The following is a 16,554-nucleotide window of genomic DNA, read 5'->3' as shown; positions in this document are numbered from 1 at the left end:
TTGTGAACGATAACAGGCGCTTCAACAAAAAACGTACTAACGAAAAGAAACGTTTCAAATTCAGAAAAACGTTTCTACTAAAAACAACATTAAGGGATTCACCATGAAAAAAACTGTATTAGCTATCGCATCTACTATTATCCTTGCTCCTACTTTCGCAATGGCTAGTGACCACAACAACAACAAGCACGAAAGCGCTATTGCTTATACTGGCCCAATTGAAACCGTTTCTGTTGCGACACTACTTGCCGACACAAGCATGTTCGCAGAGCAAGAAGCAATTGTGGATGGCAAGATCGTTCGTCAACTTAAGAATGACACGTTTGTCTTCTCTGATGGCCAGAGTGAAATTCAAATCGAACTTGATGATGATATCCGCCTAGCACAACCACTGACCGCTGATACAAAAGTTCGTATCTTCGGTGAATATGAAGGTGGTAAGACACCTGAAATCGAAGTGGACCACATCCAGGTTCTATAAGCGATTAATATAAAAATACCGACTTCAAATAATTGGCCTGCATATTGCAGGCTTTTTTGTATTATACTGCCGCAAAATACAATTTATATGGAGTCACCATGCTAAGTTGCACGAATAAGACTGTCCTTTTAGGACTCGCTGCACTGTGTTCATTCTCTGCGTCTGCAAACAACTTTAACTACAACACATTCGAGCTGCGCATGGGTACTAGCCCAAGTACTTTCGGTGGTGAAGTCACAACAATGTTCACTCAGAACTCTCATTTTGTTGCTCGTATCGATTCAGAATTTGAAAGTGATTGGGATGCAGCGGTAGGTATGGGATTCAACGGCCCAATCAGTCAATTTGCTGACGTTACTGGCCAAATGTTACTGCACAACATTGAACGGAATGACGATAACCACATCAAAACAGAAATTAACCTTGGCTTGAGAGCTTGGTTAATGGCAAACGTTGAAGTTAACGCACGCCTTGGTCAACTGATCGACAACGATGACACTCGTTCAATTTTGGGTATCGGTGCTCGTTTCCATTCAACTGATCAACTGTCTGTTGGTCTTGATATGCGCAATAACGGCACATATGGCCACCAAATCTTAATGTCGGCTCGATTCGGATTCTAATCTAGATTTCAATTACTGAGTAATAAATAGCTAAACGTATTACATAGAAAAGCCCCGAACATATTAATGTTCGGGGCTTTTTTGTTTGTTAGTTTCGCTGGCTTTTAGTCGTTCACGACCTGAGCCAGCGACTTGCTTTATAAGCTAACCATCAGCATCTTTTTCTGGTGATCTAAGTACTCTTCATAAGTACCTTGGAAGCTCACTAGCTGTTGATCTTTTACATCGATGATGTGTGTTGCTAATGAAGAAACGAACTCTCGGTCATGGCTTACGAAGATAAGCGTGCCAGTGTAAACCTTCAACGCGTCGTTCAGGGCTTGGATTGCTTCCATGTCCATGTGGTTGGTTGGTTCGTCCATTACAAGCACGTTGATGTCTTGCATCATTAGCTTGCCGAATAACAGACGGTTCTTCTCACCACCAGAACAGTTACGCGCTTTTTTGTTCGCATCGTCAGCAGTAAACAATAGGCGACCTAGAATGCCACGTACCATAAGGTCATCGTGCTTCACTGTGCGCCATTGTGAGATCCAATCGAAGATGCTCAGGTCGTTATCAAAGTCAGACGTACTATCTTGTGGGCAGTAGCCTACAGATGCGTTTTCAGACCATTTTACGATACCTTCGTTTTGCTCTAGCTCTTGAACTAGGCAACGTAGCAGCGTGGTTTTACCTACACCGTTCTCACCGATAACCGCAAGACGAGTACCCGCTTCAAGCAGCAAGTTACCACCGGCAAACAATGTTTCGCCATCGAAGCCGTGACCAAGGTCTTGAAGTTCAAGCGCTTGACGGTGTAGTTTCTTACCTTCGCCAAAATCAATAGATGGGCTCATACGGCTCGATGATTTCACTTCATCAAGCGTGATCTTATCCATTTTCTTGGCACGAGAGCTTGCTTGTTTTGCTTTAGATGCGTTAGCACCAAAACGGTTTACGAAATCTTGAAGCTCGCTGATTTCAGCCGCTTTCTTAGCGTTGCTTGCTAAAAGCTGTTCACGAATCAAGCCAGATGCTTCTAGGAAGTACTCGTAGTTACCAGGGTAGACACGTAGCTCACCGTAGTCGATGTCTGCCATGTGTGTACACACAGAGTTCAGGAAGTGTCTATCGTGCGAAATGATGATCATTGTACATTTACGCTGGTTTAGCTCTTCAGCAAGCCAGTTGATCGTGTGAATGTCCAAGTTGTTGGTTGGTTCATCAAGAAGCAGGATATCTGGGTTTGCAAACAGAGCTTGTGCCAATAGCACACGCAGTTTCCAACCTGGAGCTACTTGCTGCATCAAGCCGAAATGGAACTCTTCTTCAATACCCGCTTGAATTAGGATGTCGCCAGCACGGCTTTCTGCTGTGTAGCCATCCATTTCCGCGAATTCACTTTCAAGTTCTGCGACTTTCATGCCGTCGTCTTCGCTCATTTCTGGCAAAGAGTAAATGCGGTCACGTTCTTGTTTTACTTCCCAAAGTTTTCTGTCGCCCATGATCACAACGTCGATAACGCTGTACTGTTCGAAAGCGAACTGATCTTGGCTTAGCACACCCAGTTTTTCTCCTGGAGTGATAGAAACGTTGCCCGAGCTTGGCGTTAATGCGCCACTTAGGATTTTCATGAACGTTGATTTGCCGCAACCATTAGCGCCGATCAAACCATAACGGTTGCCGTTACCAAATTTAGCAGAGATGTTTTCAAACAGCGGCTCTGCGCCAAATTGCATTGTGATGTTCGCGGTAGATATCAAAGAACTAATTCCTAAGCGTGTACTGACAGATAATTATTAGGCTATTTCAAGAACCTAAATAAGAAGTACGAAAGTATGGATTAAACAAAAATCGAAGCGCGGATTATATAGAGATCTCGATCACGTTGTCGAGGCTAAACAGTAAACGAATAGTAAACATAGACCATTTAGATGCTTTTCATACGTTATGGGGTGTAAATAAAAAATCCCCACCAGCAGAACTGGTAGGGATTTCATTTATCAACACTAAAAGTCTTTTAAGCTCGTCACCTTTGAAACTATAGCTCTTCAAACGAAAAGCTTTGATGACGAGCAGAACTTGTTATTTAGTAATTTTCTTCTGAACGTATTTTTTGCTCACGTCGACAACCGCAACATCTCTAAAGAAGCTTCTACCCAACAGAAGTGGGAAAGAAAGATGCGTTCGGTCGGCTAGCGTAAATTCAGTTTTGTCTTTTAGATCGCCAATTTGAATCGAAGCTACAACCACAGCGCGTCGTTGTGTGCCTTCTGCGCTTGATTGCTTGATCTTAACCCAGCGTTCTACTGGTAAGCTGATCTCTTCAGTTGTAATTCCGTCGTGTTCAATCTTGAACTTAACCCAGTCTTTGCCGTCACGTTCAAAATCAACAATATCAACTGCACTGATTGAAGAGGTTGTTGCACCGGTATCGACACGTGCTTTAAACGCTTCTTTTAAACCAGGAACAAACACCCACTCTTCTTCACCAAGAATCAGTTTGCCATCACTTGTTTTTCTAACCTTCTCTACTGGTTTTTCAACAGGTGCAGGTTTTACTTCCGGCTCAGTTGGTTTTACTTCTTCAGGCTTCTCAGTAGGTTCCGTTACTTTCTCGCCTTCTGTTGCGTCAGTTTTTGAAGAGTCATCCACAACAGGTTGTTCGATTTGAGGCTTTTGCTCTGGCTCAACAGGAGCTTGAGTTGTAGCCGAACAAGCAAACAGGCCACCACTTAGCATTAAAACTACAATCGCTTTCCAATTATACATTCAGTCACCTTCTATTTTGAAACGTTTGCTATCGCTTTTGCTACATAAGGAATATGAGATTCGGAAAGGCCTGCGATATTGATGCGTCCATCACCAACACCATAGACTCCATATTCTTCACGTAATTGATTCATTTGAGTTTCTTTAAAGCCTAGTACACTAAACATGCCTTTATGGCTTTCAATGAAGTCAAATTGTGACGTGTTATAAGTATTTCGCAATTCATCACATAAACTTTGGCGCAGATTTAACAAACGTTGCTGCATTTCACTCAATTCTTGCTTCCAAATCGAGGTTAGCTCTTGATTCTGAAGAATTGTTTTAACCAAAGCTGCACCATGATCTGGCGGCATTGTGTAAGTTGAACGAGCAAGCGTTAGAAGCTTACCTTTAGCATTGCCAACGTGTTCGCTGTTTTTGCCAATCACGATAGCGGCACCCGTTCTTTCACGGTATAAACCGAAGTTCTTCGAGCAAGATGTCGTAATCAACATCTCTTCGACGTTGTTAGCCATGTGTTGAAGACCTTTTGCGTCTTCTTCTAAGCCATCACCAAAGCCTTGGTAAGCAATATCAACGAACGGCAAGAAGCCATTTTTCTGCGATAGTTTGGTAATTTCCTGCCACGCCTCAAAGTCGATATCCGCACCCGTTGGGTTATGACAGCAACCGTGCAGTAGTACCACATCTGATGGACCCGCTTTTGAAAGGTCATCCAACATTCTTGCAGTATCAACTTGCTTCGTTTCAGGACTGAAGTAATTGTAATATCGAACTTTTAAGCCTGCCGCTTCCATCACCGGTTTGTGGTTAACGTAGCTTGGGTTTGAAATCCAAACCGTGGTGTCTGGTTGAGAAACTTTCATTAAGTCACCCAACATGCGAAGTGCACCACTTGCACCCGGTGTTTGAATCGCAGCAACGCGATCCATTGCAGAAGTCCCTTTAAGCAGCAGATCAACCATGCTCTGGTTGAACTCTTCACAGCCTGCTAGGCCAACGTAAGCTTTGGTTTTCTGCGTTTCAACAACGATATCTTGAGCCATAGAAACGGCTTTCATGATCGGAGTTTCGCCTTGATCGTTTTTGTAAACGCCAATGCCTAAGTCGACTTTATCAGTACGAGTATCGCCGCGGTAAGCAACAGAAAGAGATAGAATTGGATCTAAAGTTGGTTTTGGTAGATGTGAAAACATGAAAGTCACAACCCTTTGAAATTCAAGTAATGAGTTTCACGTTAACATTATCGTAGACAAATCAGAAACATTTTTTAATAGAAGCGCTTAGTTAGAATAAGTAAACAGAGATTGGTCATTTTACGTCACAAAACAGCGTAAATTTCGAACACTTTTAGTGCTTTATCAAAAGAGCAGTAGCTTGTTTAAGAAGTACCTTGTTGATTCTCAGCTAAATGCCTTGTTTGAATTGCCTTGGTGTCATGCCCGACCAAGCTTTAAATCGAGTACTAAAGTTCGCTGCATTCGGGTACCCCACGATCTCGCCAATATGTTGAATCGACCAATCACTCGATTTCAACAAACGAGCAGCGTATTCCATTCTCATACGCATAATATGAGTCATCGGGCTATGAGAGTAATAACGTTGGCACAAACGATGGAAGTGCGGCTCTGAACAAGGAAATAGGTTTGCTAGCTCATGCACATTCCACTCTTTATGAAGCTGCTTTTGAACACTGTCGAACACACGTCTCAAGCGAATCAAATTTCGAGACTGTTGCTGCGGGACTGGTGCATTAATCATGAACTCTATTTGGGCTACGCTGTGAATGGCAATCGCTCCGCCTAAATCAATGGGCAAGGCAATACTTCTCAGCAAGGTATGAATACAAGACGAGACGACTTCGGCTGCAGGAGAGAGCGTATAACTCACTTCATCATTGACGACATTATCCCAATGCTTATCAGGCGATAGAAAGATCCACGCTATCTGCCATGTTTCTTCTTCAATCCCAAAGCCATTCTCAACGCCTGCAGGCACAGTAATGCACGACCCCGGCTCTAGAATATAGCGACACGCCCCACTTTCTAACCACCCTTTGCCCCTAACCGTGTAAAGCAGCATGTGTTTCTGTGGATTCTTCCGATGGACAGAAAAGAAATCTCGGCACGACGCCGTCCCACACTGAACGATACCCAATTCTTCGAATGCCAATACATGGCTTTGATCGACAAACTCTTGGTGTGTCTGATCAGAGATCTCGTACCGTTCGTGTTTCTCACTCATTTCACTGGTCGCTCATTAGGTTTGCCTGCAATTAAATCGCCACTTTAGTCATTCGATAGTTTTGGAATAGATGATTTTGAAAACAGATCGTTTTGACAAATAGACAGCTTTTGAAAATAGATAGTTTGGCAAAAGTTTGTGATGAACCTGAACAATACAGCCTAAACAAATGCCGATAAACTTCTCGCATATTAACCACAGGGGAAATGCGATGCGCTCGACATATCTTCATCTAGACAAAGATTTTTGGCAAAAGCTTTTACACATCGGTTTGCCTGTATCGCTACAAACCATGTTGTTTTCATTACTCGGCGTGGTCGATATTTTTATGGTTAACCAACTGGGTGACTCTGCAACTGCGGCGGTTGGTGTGGGTAACCGCATATTTTTCTTCAACTTGATCATGGTATCCGGGATTAGCGGCGCTGTCAGTGTGCTAGCTTCGCAATATTTCGGTGCGGGAGATTTCAACGGAATTAGACGCACATTAGCACAGTCATGGGCATTGTCTGTCTTTACCATCATCCCCTTTGTGTTGATTTATACATTGGCTCCTGAATCAGTCGTGTCTGTGGTGGCCTCAGACCCTGATTACGTCCGCTTGGCAACGGATTACCTTTGGATAACAGGAGCCAGCCTTTTTGGTACCGCGATCGTAGTGCCCTTAGAAAGCGCACTGCGATCGGTCGGCGAAGCCAAGCTACCCACCAAGATCAGTATTTGGGCAATCATCGTTAATGCGATTCTCAATGCATTGTTGATCTTTGGTTTGTTTGAATTTCCAGAACTGGGCGTAGTTGGTGCGGCTATTGGCACCACGGTGTCTCGATTCTTTCAGACGATAGCGCTGCTTATCATGGCGAAGAAACACTACGCGCATCTATTCCCGACATTAAGTAATTGGCGAGAAGCGATATTACCGAAGCATAGAAAGAAGTACTTCACGATAGCAATACCTATGTTGGTTCATGACACAGCATGGGCGGGCGGGATTCTTATTTATAACGTGATAGTTGGGCAAATGGGTGTTGGAGAGCTTGCGATCATTTCGCTGTTATCGCCAGTAGAAAGTATCTTGATCTCGGCGTTCATGGGGTTTGCGGTCGCCGCTTCGATCATTCTAGGCAACGAGATCGGCGCGAAGAACTATCAACGTGTTGAGAACACCGCATGGGGTTATGTATTGGTCAGCTGTGGGCTTGCGGCTATATTAGCCTTGGTGTGTTGGTTTGCTAAACCCGCGATCGTATACATGATCGGCCTTACTCACTTAGAGCTCAAAGAGACAGCCGTTAACGTCACCTTAGTCATGGCACTCGGCATGATACTAAGAGTCTTCAATATGGTTGGTATTGGTGGCGTGCTGAAAAGTGGTGGAGACATCAACTACAGTATATTCATCGACTTGTTTGGCCAATGGGCAATCGGTATCCCCCTTGCCTACTTTACTGCGCTGGTGTTGGGTTGGCCGCTAGAATGGGTTTTGATGATTGTACTGCTGGAAGAGCTCGCCAAAATAATTCTGACCAGTCATAGGATTCAATCCAAGAAATGGATAAACAACCTAATCGACGAGCCTGAGCACATTCCTATTTAAGCAAGCGCCAAACCGACACTGACGTGCAGGCGATAGAATCAAAAGAACTCACACCCAAGGGCTGATTTGTAGCATTGCGCTAACGATGATGCCCTTTTTCCTGTTTCTATTCCTTTTACAAGAGTCCTGAATTAGAACAAGCTTATAAGTCGGTAAATCGATGGATGATTTGGTTTGAACTACCACGCCAATCCAACATTGGATCCGCTTTATCTTGTTCAAAACGACCATCAATCAAAGTATCTACGTATTCAAGTACTTGCTTTTGCTTTTCATCAAGCTCATCGAGCTCGTAGCCCGTCCACATCCAGATGTCTTTGCCTTCACATTCTGCTTTTACACGCTGAACAAGCTTAAGCACTTCAGATACATTTGCAGGATGAAGAGGATCACCACCTGAAAGCGACAAGCCACGACGCTTGATTCGTGGATCATTGAGATCAGCGATAATGTGGTCTTGCAGCTCTTGAGTAAACAAATGCCCGGAGTCCAACCTTTGCGTTGATTGGTTATAACACCCGCGACACTGGTGTACACAACCCGACACAAACAAAGTGCAGCGTGTTCCAGGGCCATTTACAACGTCGATTGGGTGATATTGGTGATAATTCATAAGGCAGTATTGAAAACTCGTGATGGCTTAATGGTTTAACTCGAAAAGTAGCGAGAGTTGAAACAAATGAATTGGTATCGACATAGCGCCGATACCAAACATATTTCTTGAAACGTAGCTCTTCTAAGTAAGCTAGCTAATAATCTTAGAGCTTACTAAAGATGCTTCACGCGGCGTTTAACTTCTTCTTGCTTACCGAAGTTAAATGGTCGTGCATCTGGGCTACCAAGGTAACCACAAACACGGCGCGTCACCGATACTTTGGTTGAGTCATGGTTGCCACATTTAGGACACGTAAAGCCCTTACTTGTACAGTCGAACTCACCGTTGTAACCACATTCGTAACACTCATCAATCGGTGTGTTAGTGCCGTAGTAAGGAACACGTGTGTAGCTGTAATCCCATACGTTTTCTAGTGCTTCGATGTTCTTCTGCATGTTCGGGAATTCGCCGTAACAGATAAAACCACCGCTAGAAATTTCAGGATAAGGCATCTCGAAATCGATCTTGTCGTATGGGTTCACTGTCTTCTGCACATCTAAGTGGAAGCTGTTGGTGTAGTAACCACGGTCTGTCACACCATCAATCACACCAAATTCTTTGGTGTCGATGCTGCAGAAACGGCTACATAGGTTTTCACTTGGTGTGCCGTATAGGCTGAATGCGTAACCTGTCTCTTTCGTCCAAGATTCCACTTCACGCTTCATGTACTCCACTAGCTCAAGCGCTTTAGCACGCATTTCGCCATCGTCATACAGGTGAACGTCAGTACCGTAAAGTGCTGTCATCGCTTCGTGGATACCAATGTAACCAAGAGAAACAGACGCGCGGCCGTTCTTGAAGATGTCTGCAATAGAGTCGTCTGCTTTCAAGCGAACGCCACACGCACCTTCCATGTATAGGATTGGAGCAACACGCGCTTTCACGTTTTCTAGACGAGAAATACGAGTTTCTAATGCACGACGAGCCAGCTTGAGTTTATCATCAAGCAGTTCGTAGAACTTAGCCATATCTTGTTTTGCGTTAATCGCAATACGTGGCAAGTTCAAGCTAACAACACCTAAGTTGTTACGGCCTTCGTGAATCAACTCACCATTTTCTTCGTAAGTATTCAAGAAGCTACGACAACCCATAGGAGTTTTAAATGACCCTGTCACTTCTACTACTTTGTCGTAGTTAAGAATGTCTGGGTACATACGCTTAGACGCACACTCTAGCGCTAATTGCTTGATGTCGTAGTTTGGATCTTGCTTCTGGTGGTTCAAACCATCTTTGATCGCAAATACCAGTTTAGGGAACACGGCTGTTTTACGGTTCTTACCCAAACCTGCAATGCGGTTTTTCAAGATTGATTGCTGAATCAATTTCGAGCCCCAGCTTTCACCTAAACCAAAACCAAACGTCACGAATGGTGTTTGACCATTAGCGGTGTGCAGCGTGTTTACTTCGTACTCCAGAGATTGGAACGCGTCGTAACACTCTTTCTCTGTGCGAGAGATAGCAAAAGCTTCTGGGCTATGAATATCCCACTCTTTCGCTAGCGATAAGTGCTTCTCGTAGCTCGCCATAACGTAAGGTTCAAGAACCTCATCGATGCGGTTAATCGTTGTGCCGCCGTAGATGTGACTCGCCACTTGCGCGATGATCTGCGCGGTTACCGCTGTCGCCGTAGAAATAGACTTAGGTGTGTCGATTTCCGCGTTACCCATCTTGAAGCCATGCGTTAACATGCCTTTCAGATCGATAAGCATGCAGTTAAACATTGGGAAGAACGGTGCGTAGTCTAGATCGTGGTAGTGAATATCACCACATTCGTGAGCATGTACGATATCACGTGGCAAAATGTGAGTTTTCGCATAGTGTTTAGCCACGATACCCGCCAGCAGGTCACGCTGAGTTGGGATTACTTTGCCATCTTTGTTCGCGTTTTCATTGATTAGATCAACGTTGCTTTCTTCGATCAAACCTTCGATCTCACGAGTTAAAGCGCTTTGCTTCTCACGGGCGATGTCGCGGTCATGACGATATTCAATGTAGGCACGAGCCAGAGACTTGTATGGTCCCTGCATTAGCTCGTTCTCGACCATGGTTTGAATTTCAGAGATATGAACTTCATCGTAGTCTTCGAGCTTCAACTCAACTGCTAATGCCACATTCAGTGCATAAATAGCAATTTCCTTATCGGCTTTGTCTGATGCTGCTTCCACTGCAGCTTGGATGCGATCTCTACTGAATGGAGCTCTTGAGCCATCACGCTTGATTACGATTGATTTCACCACTTCTCCTTACTCTTGAGGTATTCACAGACTTATCCACAAACACACTATATAGAGCGATTTATCGTTTAACTAACACTAGATATTGTGGCGTATTTAACGAGAACCACCAACTTTGAGTATTGATTTGGATCAATAAAAAGAGAACGCTGACTAAGATCAATTCAATATTATTACGCTAGTTCTCAAGTCGAAAAGAAACAATGTAACAATAAAAAAACTCCTAAAAAGAGTTGAATTTTTGGTAAGTGTTGTAGGATAACGGCTCATCAATATTGGCAGACAAAATTAGGGATATTTGGCATGAAACGACTTCAAAACTGGATAATGTTAGGCTGCTTACTCAGTAGCCAGACATTTGCTGAACCTTTGACCATATCCAGTTGGAATATCGAATGGTTATCAACCAACGAGGCTGTGAATAAGTTTTCTGACAAACGTGATCAAGCTGATTTCGACAAACTCGCAACTTATTTTCAATCCTTAGACGCAGACGTGGTTGCGTTTCAAGAAGTCGATAACGTAAATGCCATTCAGCGTGTGGCTGGTGATCAATACAAGATATTGATGTCTGACCGGGCGCTATCTAAGAACAGCAACCGCCAATTTAAAGAAGTTAACCAATACACGGGATTTGCAGTTCGTAAAGGAGTAGCCCTCACCGACTACGCTGACTTTCCGCTTGAAACCACATCCAACAGTAAACTTAGGTTTGCCAGCTATATCGTTGTAGAAACAAACTTTAAACCCATTCACATGTTGTCTGTGCATTTAAAGGCAGGTTGTAGCGGAGCGTATAAGTCCAACCGCGATTGCTCTCGTTTAAAAGAGCAAGCTCAGCAACTGAACAAGTGGATAAAGCAAAGAGAGCGCAATAACGAAGACTACGCCATTCTTGGCGACTTTAACCATAACCTCGCTTACTCACGAGATTGGATGTGGAAAGAGTTATCACAATATACTGATGCGCAGTTAGCGACACGAAAGACCCGTGCAGATTGTAAGGTACGCTCTAACCGCAACAATTATCGCACACATCAGTTCCGCTCTGTTATTGATCATATTGTGGTGAGTGAGTCGCTAAATGCTTCTCCTGCAAAGCAGAAGGTATTTGAAACACAAGATGTTCTGGACTACAAACTCAGCGACCACTGTCCAGTTTCAACGACTATTAAATAGTAGATTTTAGATAACAGCAGATTGTAGATAACTGAAAATAATAGAAACAGTAAATATAGAAAGAGGCTGACTGACTTTCGTGCTGAAAGCGAGTCAACCTCTATGCTTGGTCAGCTCAGAACGGATAACGTCAAAGCCAATGTAATCAGCTATAAGCTTGCTACTAACACGTTTTGTTCATACGATCCGCCAGCCACATTCCCACCAGCATGCTTATCATAAACACCCACACCGTCGGGTTGCCGCCACTTAGGCTGGTTACCGCAGGGCCTGGGCAAAAGCCTGCAATCCCCCAGCCTAAGCCAAACGCTGTAGATCCAAGAATCAGCTTTCTGTCTATCAACGGATTGTTACGGCTATCTAACGGCTCGCCATTGATGGCTTTAGCGCGCTTTTTAATGACCAGATGATAAAACGGTGCAAAGACCAATAGCGCGCCACCCATGACGAATGCCAAACTAATGTCCCAGTTACCGGTAATGTCTAAGAAGCCGAGTACCTTCTCAGGATCAACCATCCCTGAGATGATCATGCCAGAGCCAAAAAGAATACCTGCGACCAAACCGATAACGATAGTAAATGAAGCGTTTTTCATTATGCCCCCAAGCCAGTCAGATTCTTGATAAACACGGTTACGATTGCCACACCCATAAATACACAGGTCGCAACAATAGAACGTTTAGATAAACGCGCCATTCCGACAATGCCATGCCCGCTAGTACAACCGTTCGCTGTTTTAGTACCAAAGCCCACCAGAAGGCCAGCAATAATCACTAAAGCGAGATTCATCTCTTCTAACTGCGGAAGTTGGTAGCCCGTCGGAATTAATAGCCAACCACTTGCGACCATTCCCACAACAAAGGCGATACGCCAGTGTTTTTCGGTGTTTGCTGTATCCGCATCTTTACGTTCTTTGTTGCTGGTGCCAGTTGGCAATAATCGGCTGACAATGCCACTAATGCCAGCAACTCGACCAATCCCCAACATTAAAACAATGGCCGACACGCCTAACAACATGCCGCCGAAAAAAGCATCCCAAGGAATCAAACTAAGCACAAACCTCTCCTATCCACAAACATCATAAACTCATAACAACCTATAAATTAGAGTTTACTAATAAATATAAATTAGTCAATGCTAATGTACTGCGAGTATGTGTCGTTTTGTAAGTCTGGAATTAACAAGCGCCCTGCATGAAAAAAGCCCCTAGGCGTTAACCTAAGGGCTTAAGATTTATTCTGTCTTTGGTAAAGAACAGCTATTTGACCTTGTTCTTCTCAGCAATCCATTGCGACATGTACTTAGTGCTCGCCATACTATGGTGCTTAAGCATTGAACCAAAGAAATTATTCAGTCGATGCGCATCAAGCTCAGAACCTAGCGCAGTCAGTCGCTCGATCAATTTGTCGCCCAGTTGATTCTGTTCATAGTGCGCTTCAAGAATTGAATGACATTGGCTTTGAGCTTTAAGCCATTTCTTTTCATCTTTATAAAGAGCGACAGCTTGTTCAACAAACTCATCAATATCATCTGACACTGCGCCCGGCCATTGCAGTTCACCTTGCGGTAGCATGCCTTCACTGCCGATCTCGCTGGTTACATTCGGAGTTTGCAGCTTCATCGCATCAAGTAACTTGCCTTTAATGCCAGCGCCAAAACGTAATGGCGCAACACAAACACGTGCATCTTCCATCACTTCTTGAGCGTCTTTCGCCCAACCTTTGATATGGAAGCCAGTTTTAGGGTTATGCAAAGCGGTTGCTTTTGGCGGCGGATACGATCCATAAATATGAAGTTCAGTGTCAGGTAACTGTTTACGAATCTTCGGCCAAATCTTCTGTAGCTGAAGTACGGCATCCCAGTTCGGTGCGTGTCTAAAGTTGCCTATCGTCATGAAATGCTTACGTTCTTCAAAGCTTTTCGTGCTTTCAGGAAGCGTATTAAGATCAACCATGAACGGCAGATGATGAAGCAGTTTGGGATCGATATTGAACTCAGATTGAAGCAGTTCCATCTCGTAACTTGAAATGATCAACGAAAGATCACAGCGCAAAATCGCGGCAATTTCACGTTTAGCCAAGTCACTGTACAAGTGTGCTTTGGTCAGATCTGTTTCTTTCTTAACCGCTTCGTGTCGAGCATTACGCAGAAACTGTAAGTCTTCCGTATCCAGTAGCTTAAAGGCATTGGGACATACCTTCTCGACGCGCCAGCCGAATTGCTCTTCCATCATAAAGCGGTCAAACATGACAACATCAGGTTGCAGCTCTTCAATGTAATCGTCAAAGCTATCGCAATTTAACTGTATAGATTGGCTTGTGATGCCCTCTTCAGAGAGATCAATCATGTGCTCGGTTTCTTGAGCGGGTGTTGCAAATTCAACTGACCAACCTTGTCTCTTAAATAGACGTAAAAGAGACATCATATGGCTGCCAGCCGCCGATGAATTCGGTTCTGGCCAAACGTAGCCAATTGCTAAAACTTTCTTCAAAATACTTCCTAAGAAATAACAAAAGGGCCACAGAAGCCCCTAATAAAACGTTAATCGAGTTATGCCGCTGATAATAATGGTTCTAAGAACTCAGCGATCAGATTCGTTCACCTACATTGCGAGCTATCATAAGCACTTCATCGGCTGAGTAAAAGTTTGAAATCGTGGTTTCGACTTGAGCGCCCAATGTCGACTGATAGAGCTTTTGTGCAAAGTTATCTGCTCTGGTGGTCACTAATACATGTTTTAGTGTCGAGCCCTGCTCTGATAGCTTCTGCTTCACTTGAGGCAAAGAGTCTAGAATCAGCTTTTTGCCCAATCCTTGCCCCTGAGCACTCGGTAACACAGCAAGTTGTTCTAGCTCCAAAACAGCTTCAGGCCTAAACCCACTCTTTTGAACCCAAATAATGTAGCCGACAATCTCGCCATCGCTTTCAGCAACAAAGTTAAGAAAGCGTGGCGCAGCATTTAAGTTACATTGTAACCAATTTTTTGAGTTTTGCTGTCGAACAAAAGTAGCTTGGTGAACTAAAGCCGCTCCATCGAGGTCGGCTTCTGTCATAAAACGAACTTGGGCCATGCTGCTACTCATTCTCAGAATTAGGACGCGTTTTACAGTGTAAAATGGCTCTCTCTAGAAGTTCTAATGCCGAGCTATCTGCTTCTGGAAGCTTAGCGTCCGATTGACCTAACGGCTCAACACGGCTACCCCACTTAATATGGCCTGCCCCCCAAGTTAAACCGGCACCGAATGCCGCCACAAGAATGTTTGAGTTAGGTTTAACAAAGCCTTGCTCTAACGATTCACACAATGCAATCGGCACAGTCGCAGCCGATGTGTTGCCGTAGTTTTGAATGTTCACAAACGCTTTCTCACGTTCAATGCCCGCCATATCACACAGAGTTTGAATAATTCGGATGTTCGCTTGGTGCGGAATCACAACATCGATGTTTTCAGTTGAGATGCCAGTGCGACTCAATACTGTATGTGCTGCAGCGCCCATTCCTTTCACTGCACGCTTGAAGATCTCTTTACCAACGAAATCAAAATCCCAGTAACCGTTATCAGCAGCAAAGCGGTCCATAGACGTACCGAATTTTGGTACTGCTAGAATGTCACGGCCCTCTGCGTCACAACCGATTTGAGCTTCTTGTAAACCCACTTGTTCTTCAGTACGCGATAAAACCACAGCGCCAGCGCCATCACCGAATAGAACCGCAGTATCACGCTTGGTCCAGTCGATGAAGAATGAAAGACGCTCTGCACCCACAACGATCGCATTGCGGTAGTTGCCCGCTTGAATCAATCGAGTTGCTGTTTCAACACCGTAGATAAAGCCTGTACACGCTGCATTAAGGTCAAAAGCTGCTGCGCTCTTGATGCCTAAGTTCTGTTGAACTTTAGACGCGGTATTTGGAATAAGAGAGTCTGGACTGCACGTCGCTACGATCACAAGATCGATATCTTCGGCTGTTAAACCAGCACACGCCATTGCATGTTGAGCAGCAACGGTCGCTAGCTCAGAGGTATTTACATGACTGATACGACGATTTTCGATACCAGTTCGAGTACGAATCCACTCGTCAGACGTATCAATGAAAGTGCTTAAATCATCATTGGATAGCACGGCTGGTGGCAGACACTTTCCCCAGCCCGTAATTTCAGCGTAAAATTTTGTCATCATTTACCTGTTTATTGTTTGTTTTTATTTGAGTATCTTATTCTTGTTTTAAACAGTATAAGCGTTCCGTACATGATTCGTAAATCGCGTTAGGCACGGAGACGCAATAAAAAGAGAAAGTTATGTCTACATTCAACACACGTTGCCCTTCTTGCGGTGGCGTAAACCGAGTTCCTTCAGAAAGAATTTCAGAAAGCCCTACTTGTGGTAAGTGCCAAAACGCACTTCTAGACGGTGCACCAATCGAAGGTACGTCACTGAATTTCCAATCAATTTTGAACAGTTCACAGCCTGTCGTTGTCGATTTTTGGGCGACATGGTGCAACCCATGTGTAGGTTTCGCACCTGTATTTAGCGATGTCGCTAAAGAGCGCGCTGGCGATGTTCGATTTGTTAAAATTGATACCGAAGCTCAACAGCAACTGGCGGCTATGTATCAAATCAGAAGCATCCCAACGGTGATGGTGTTCAAGAACGGTCAACGTGTTGATACGATTAACGGTGCACTGCCAAAAGGTCAATTTGATCAGTGGCTTAATCAAGCACTAACTAAGTAATACTATTGGTTAAGCTATTGATTTAGCATTACTTAATTCTAAGTAAGCACACAAAAA

General features: G+C 44.1%; 16 protein-coding genes. 5 read left to right on the top strand and 11 right to left on the bottom strand.

The window, feature by feature from the left end; genetic code table 11:
* Nucleotides 1-103: 103 nt before the first annotated feature.
* Entirely contained in the window at nt 104-481 is a 378-nt protein-coding gene (locus tag AB4507_RS03770) for a YgiW/YdeI family stress tolerance OB fold protein (RefSeq protein WP_372182247.1), read from the top strand.
* Nucleotides 482-579: 98 nt separating this feature from the next.
* Nucleotides 580-1,104 carry a hypothetical protein gene (locus tag AB4507_RS03765; protein WP_017069094.1) on the top strand — a complete coding sequence of 175 codons (525 nt, stop codon included), beginning with the start codon at nt 580-582 and terminating at the stop codon, nt 1,102-1,104.
* 137 nt (nt 1,105-1,241) lie between these two features.
* Here the strand turns inward: AB4507_RS03765 and AB4507_RS03760 are convergent, their stop codons facing one another.
* From AB4507_RS03760 to AB4507_RS03745, 4 genes are all read right to left on the bottom strand, one after another.
* On the bottom strand, nt 1,242-2,849 hold the full coding sequence (locus AB4507_RS03760) for an ABC-F family ATPase (RefSeq protein ID WP_080582218.1): 1,608 nt from the start codon (nt 2,847-2,849) through the stop codon (nt 1,242-1,244).
* A gap of 322 nt (nt 2,850-3,171) precedes the next feature.
* Nucleotides 3,172-3,858 carry an ATP-dependent zinc protease gene (locus AB4507_RS03755; RefSeq protein ID WP_017069095.1) on the bottom strand — a complete coding sequence of 229 codons (687 nt, stop codon included), beginning with the start codon at nt 3,856-3,858 and terminating at the stop codon, nt 3,172-3,174.
* An 11-nt stretch (nt 3,859-3,869) separates the two neighbouring features.
* A complete protein-coding gene (locus AB4507_RS03750; RefSeq protein WP_017060118.1) occupies nt 3,870-5,054 on the bottom strand; it encodes an amino acid aminotransferase in 1,185 nt (394 codons plus the stop codon).
* 211 nt (nt 5,055-5,265) lie between these two features.
* Entirely contained in the window at nt 5,266-6,102 is an 837-nt protein-coding gene (locus AB4507_RS03745) for an AraC family transcriptional regulator (RefSeq protein ID WP_017070518.1), read from the bottom strand.
* A gap of 169 nt (nt 6,103-6,271) precedes the next feature.
* On the opposite strand from AB4507_RS03745, the gene AB4507_RS03740 reads away from it, so the two are divergent.
* On the top strand, nt 6,272-7,699 hold the full coding sequence (locus AB4507_RS03740) for an MATE family efflux transporter (RefSeq protein WP_372182246.1): 1,428 nt from the start codon (nt 6,272-6,274) through the stop codon (nt 7,697-7,699).
* A 142-nt stretch (nt 7,700-7,841) separates the two neighbouring features.
* Here AB4507_RS03740 and nrdG read toward each other — a convergent pair whose 3' ends face one another.
* Nucleotides 7,842-8,312: an anaerobic ribonucleoside-triphosphate reductase-activating protein gene (gene nrdG, locus AB4507_RS03735; RefSeq protein ID WP_017058260.1), complete on the bottom strand. Its 471-nt coding sequence runs from the start codon at nt 8,310-8,312 to the stop codon at nt 7,842-7,844.
* Between the two features lie 155 nt (nt 8,313-8,467).
* On the bottom strand, nt 8,468-10,588 hold the full coding sequence (nrdD, locus tag AB4507_RS03730; protein WP_102394372.1) for an anaerobic ribonucleoside-triphosphate reductase: 2,121 nt from the start codon (nt 10,586-10,588) through the stop codon (nt 8,468-8,470).
* Nucleotides 10,589-10,891: 303 nt separating this feature from the next.
* Here nrdD and AB4507_RS03725 point away from each other — a divergent pair, with 303 nt between their 5' ends.
* A complete protein-coding gene (locus AB4507_RS03725; protein ID WP_017064569.1) occupies nt 10,892-11,767 on the top strand; it encodes an endonuclease/exonuclease/phosphatase family protein in 876 nt (291 codons plus the stop codon).
* A 163-nt stretch (nt 11,768-11,930) separates the two neighbouring features.
* Here AB4507_RS03725 and AB4507_RS03720 read toward each other — a convergent pair whose 3' ends face one another.
* The 5 genes from AB4507_RS03720 to AB4507_RS03700 all read right to left on the bottom strand — a co-directional run bounded on the left by AB4507_RS03720 (nt 11,931) and on the right by AB4507_RS03700 (nt 15,940).
* Nucleotides 11,931-12,362: a YeeE/YedE family protein gene (locus AB4507_RS03720; protein ID WP_016787649.1), complete on the bottom strand. Its 432-nt coding sequence runs from the start codon at nt 12,360-12,362 to the stop codon at nt 11,931-11,933.
* Nucleotides 12,362-12,823, bottom strand: coding sequence for a YeeE/YedE family protein (locus AB4507_RS03715; RefSeq protein WP_010429747.1), 462 nt, complete (start codon nt 12,821-12,823; stop codon nt 12,362-12,364). Before AB4507_RS03715 ends, AB4507_RS03720 begins: the two co-directional genes overlap by 1 nt.
* A gap of 202 nt (nt 12,824-13,025) precedes the next feature.
* Entirely contained in the window at nt 13,026-14,258 is a 1,233-nt protein-coding gene (locus tag AB4507_RS03710) for a glycosyltransferase (RefSeq protein WP_372111464.1), read from the bottom strand.
* A gap of 97 nt (nt 14,259-14,355) precedes the next feature.
* The gene (locus AB4507_RS03705; RefSeq protein WP_029235379.1) at nt 14,356-14,820 is read right to left on the bottom strand and encodes a GNAT family N-acetyltransferase; all 465 of its coding nucleotides are present in this window, start codon (nt 14,818-14,820) and stop codon (nt 14,356-14,358) included.
* A 22-nt stretch (nt 14,821-14,842) separates the two neighbouring features.
* A complete protein-coding gene (locus tag AB4507_RS03700) occupies nt 14,843-15,940 on the bottom strand; it encodes a ketoacyl-ACP synthase III (RefSeq protein WP_102333615.1) in 1,098 nt (365 codons plus the stop codon).
* A gap of 122 nt (nt 15,941-16,062) precedes the next feature.
* On the opposite strand from AB4507_RS03700, the gene trxC reads away from it, so the two are divergent.
* Nucleotides 16,063-16,497 carry a thioredoxin TrxC gene (gene trxC, locus AB4507_RS03695; RefSeq protein ID WP_372182244.1) on the top strand — a complete coding sequence of 145 codons (435 nt, stop codon included), beginning with the start codon at nt 16,063-16,065 and terminating at the stop codon, nt 16,495-16,497.
* The last annotated feature ends 57 nt before the right edge of the window (nt 16,498-16,554 follow it).

It is taken from the genome of Vibrio sp. 10N.222.54.A3, assembly GCF_041474095.1.
Taxonomy (GTDB): Bacteria; Pseudomonadota; Gammaproteobacteria; order Enterobacterales; family Vibrionaceae; genus Vibrio; species Vibrio crassostreae_C.
This window is presented reverse-complemented; position numbering and strand designations above follow the sequence as displayed.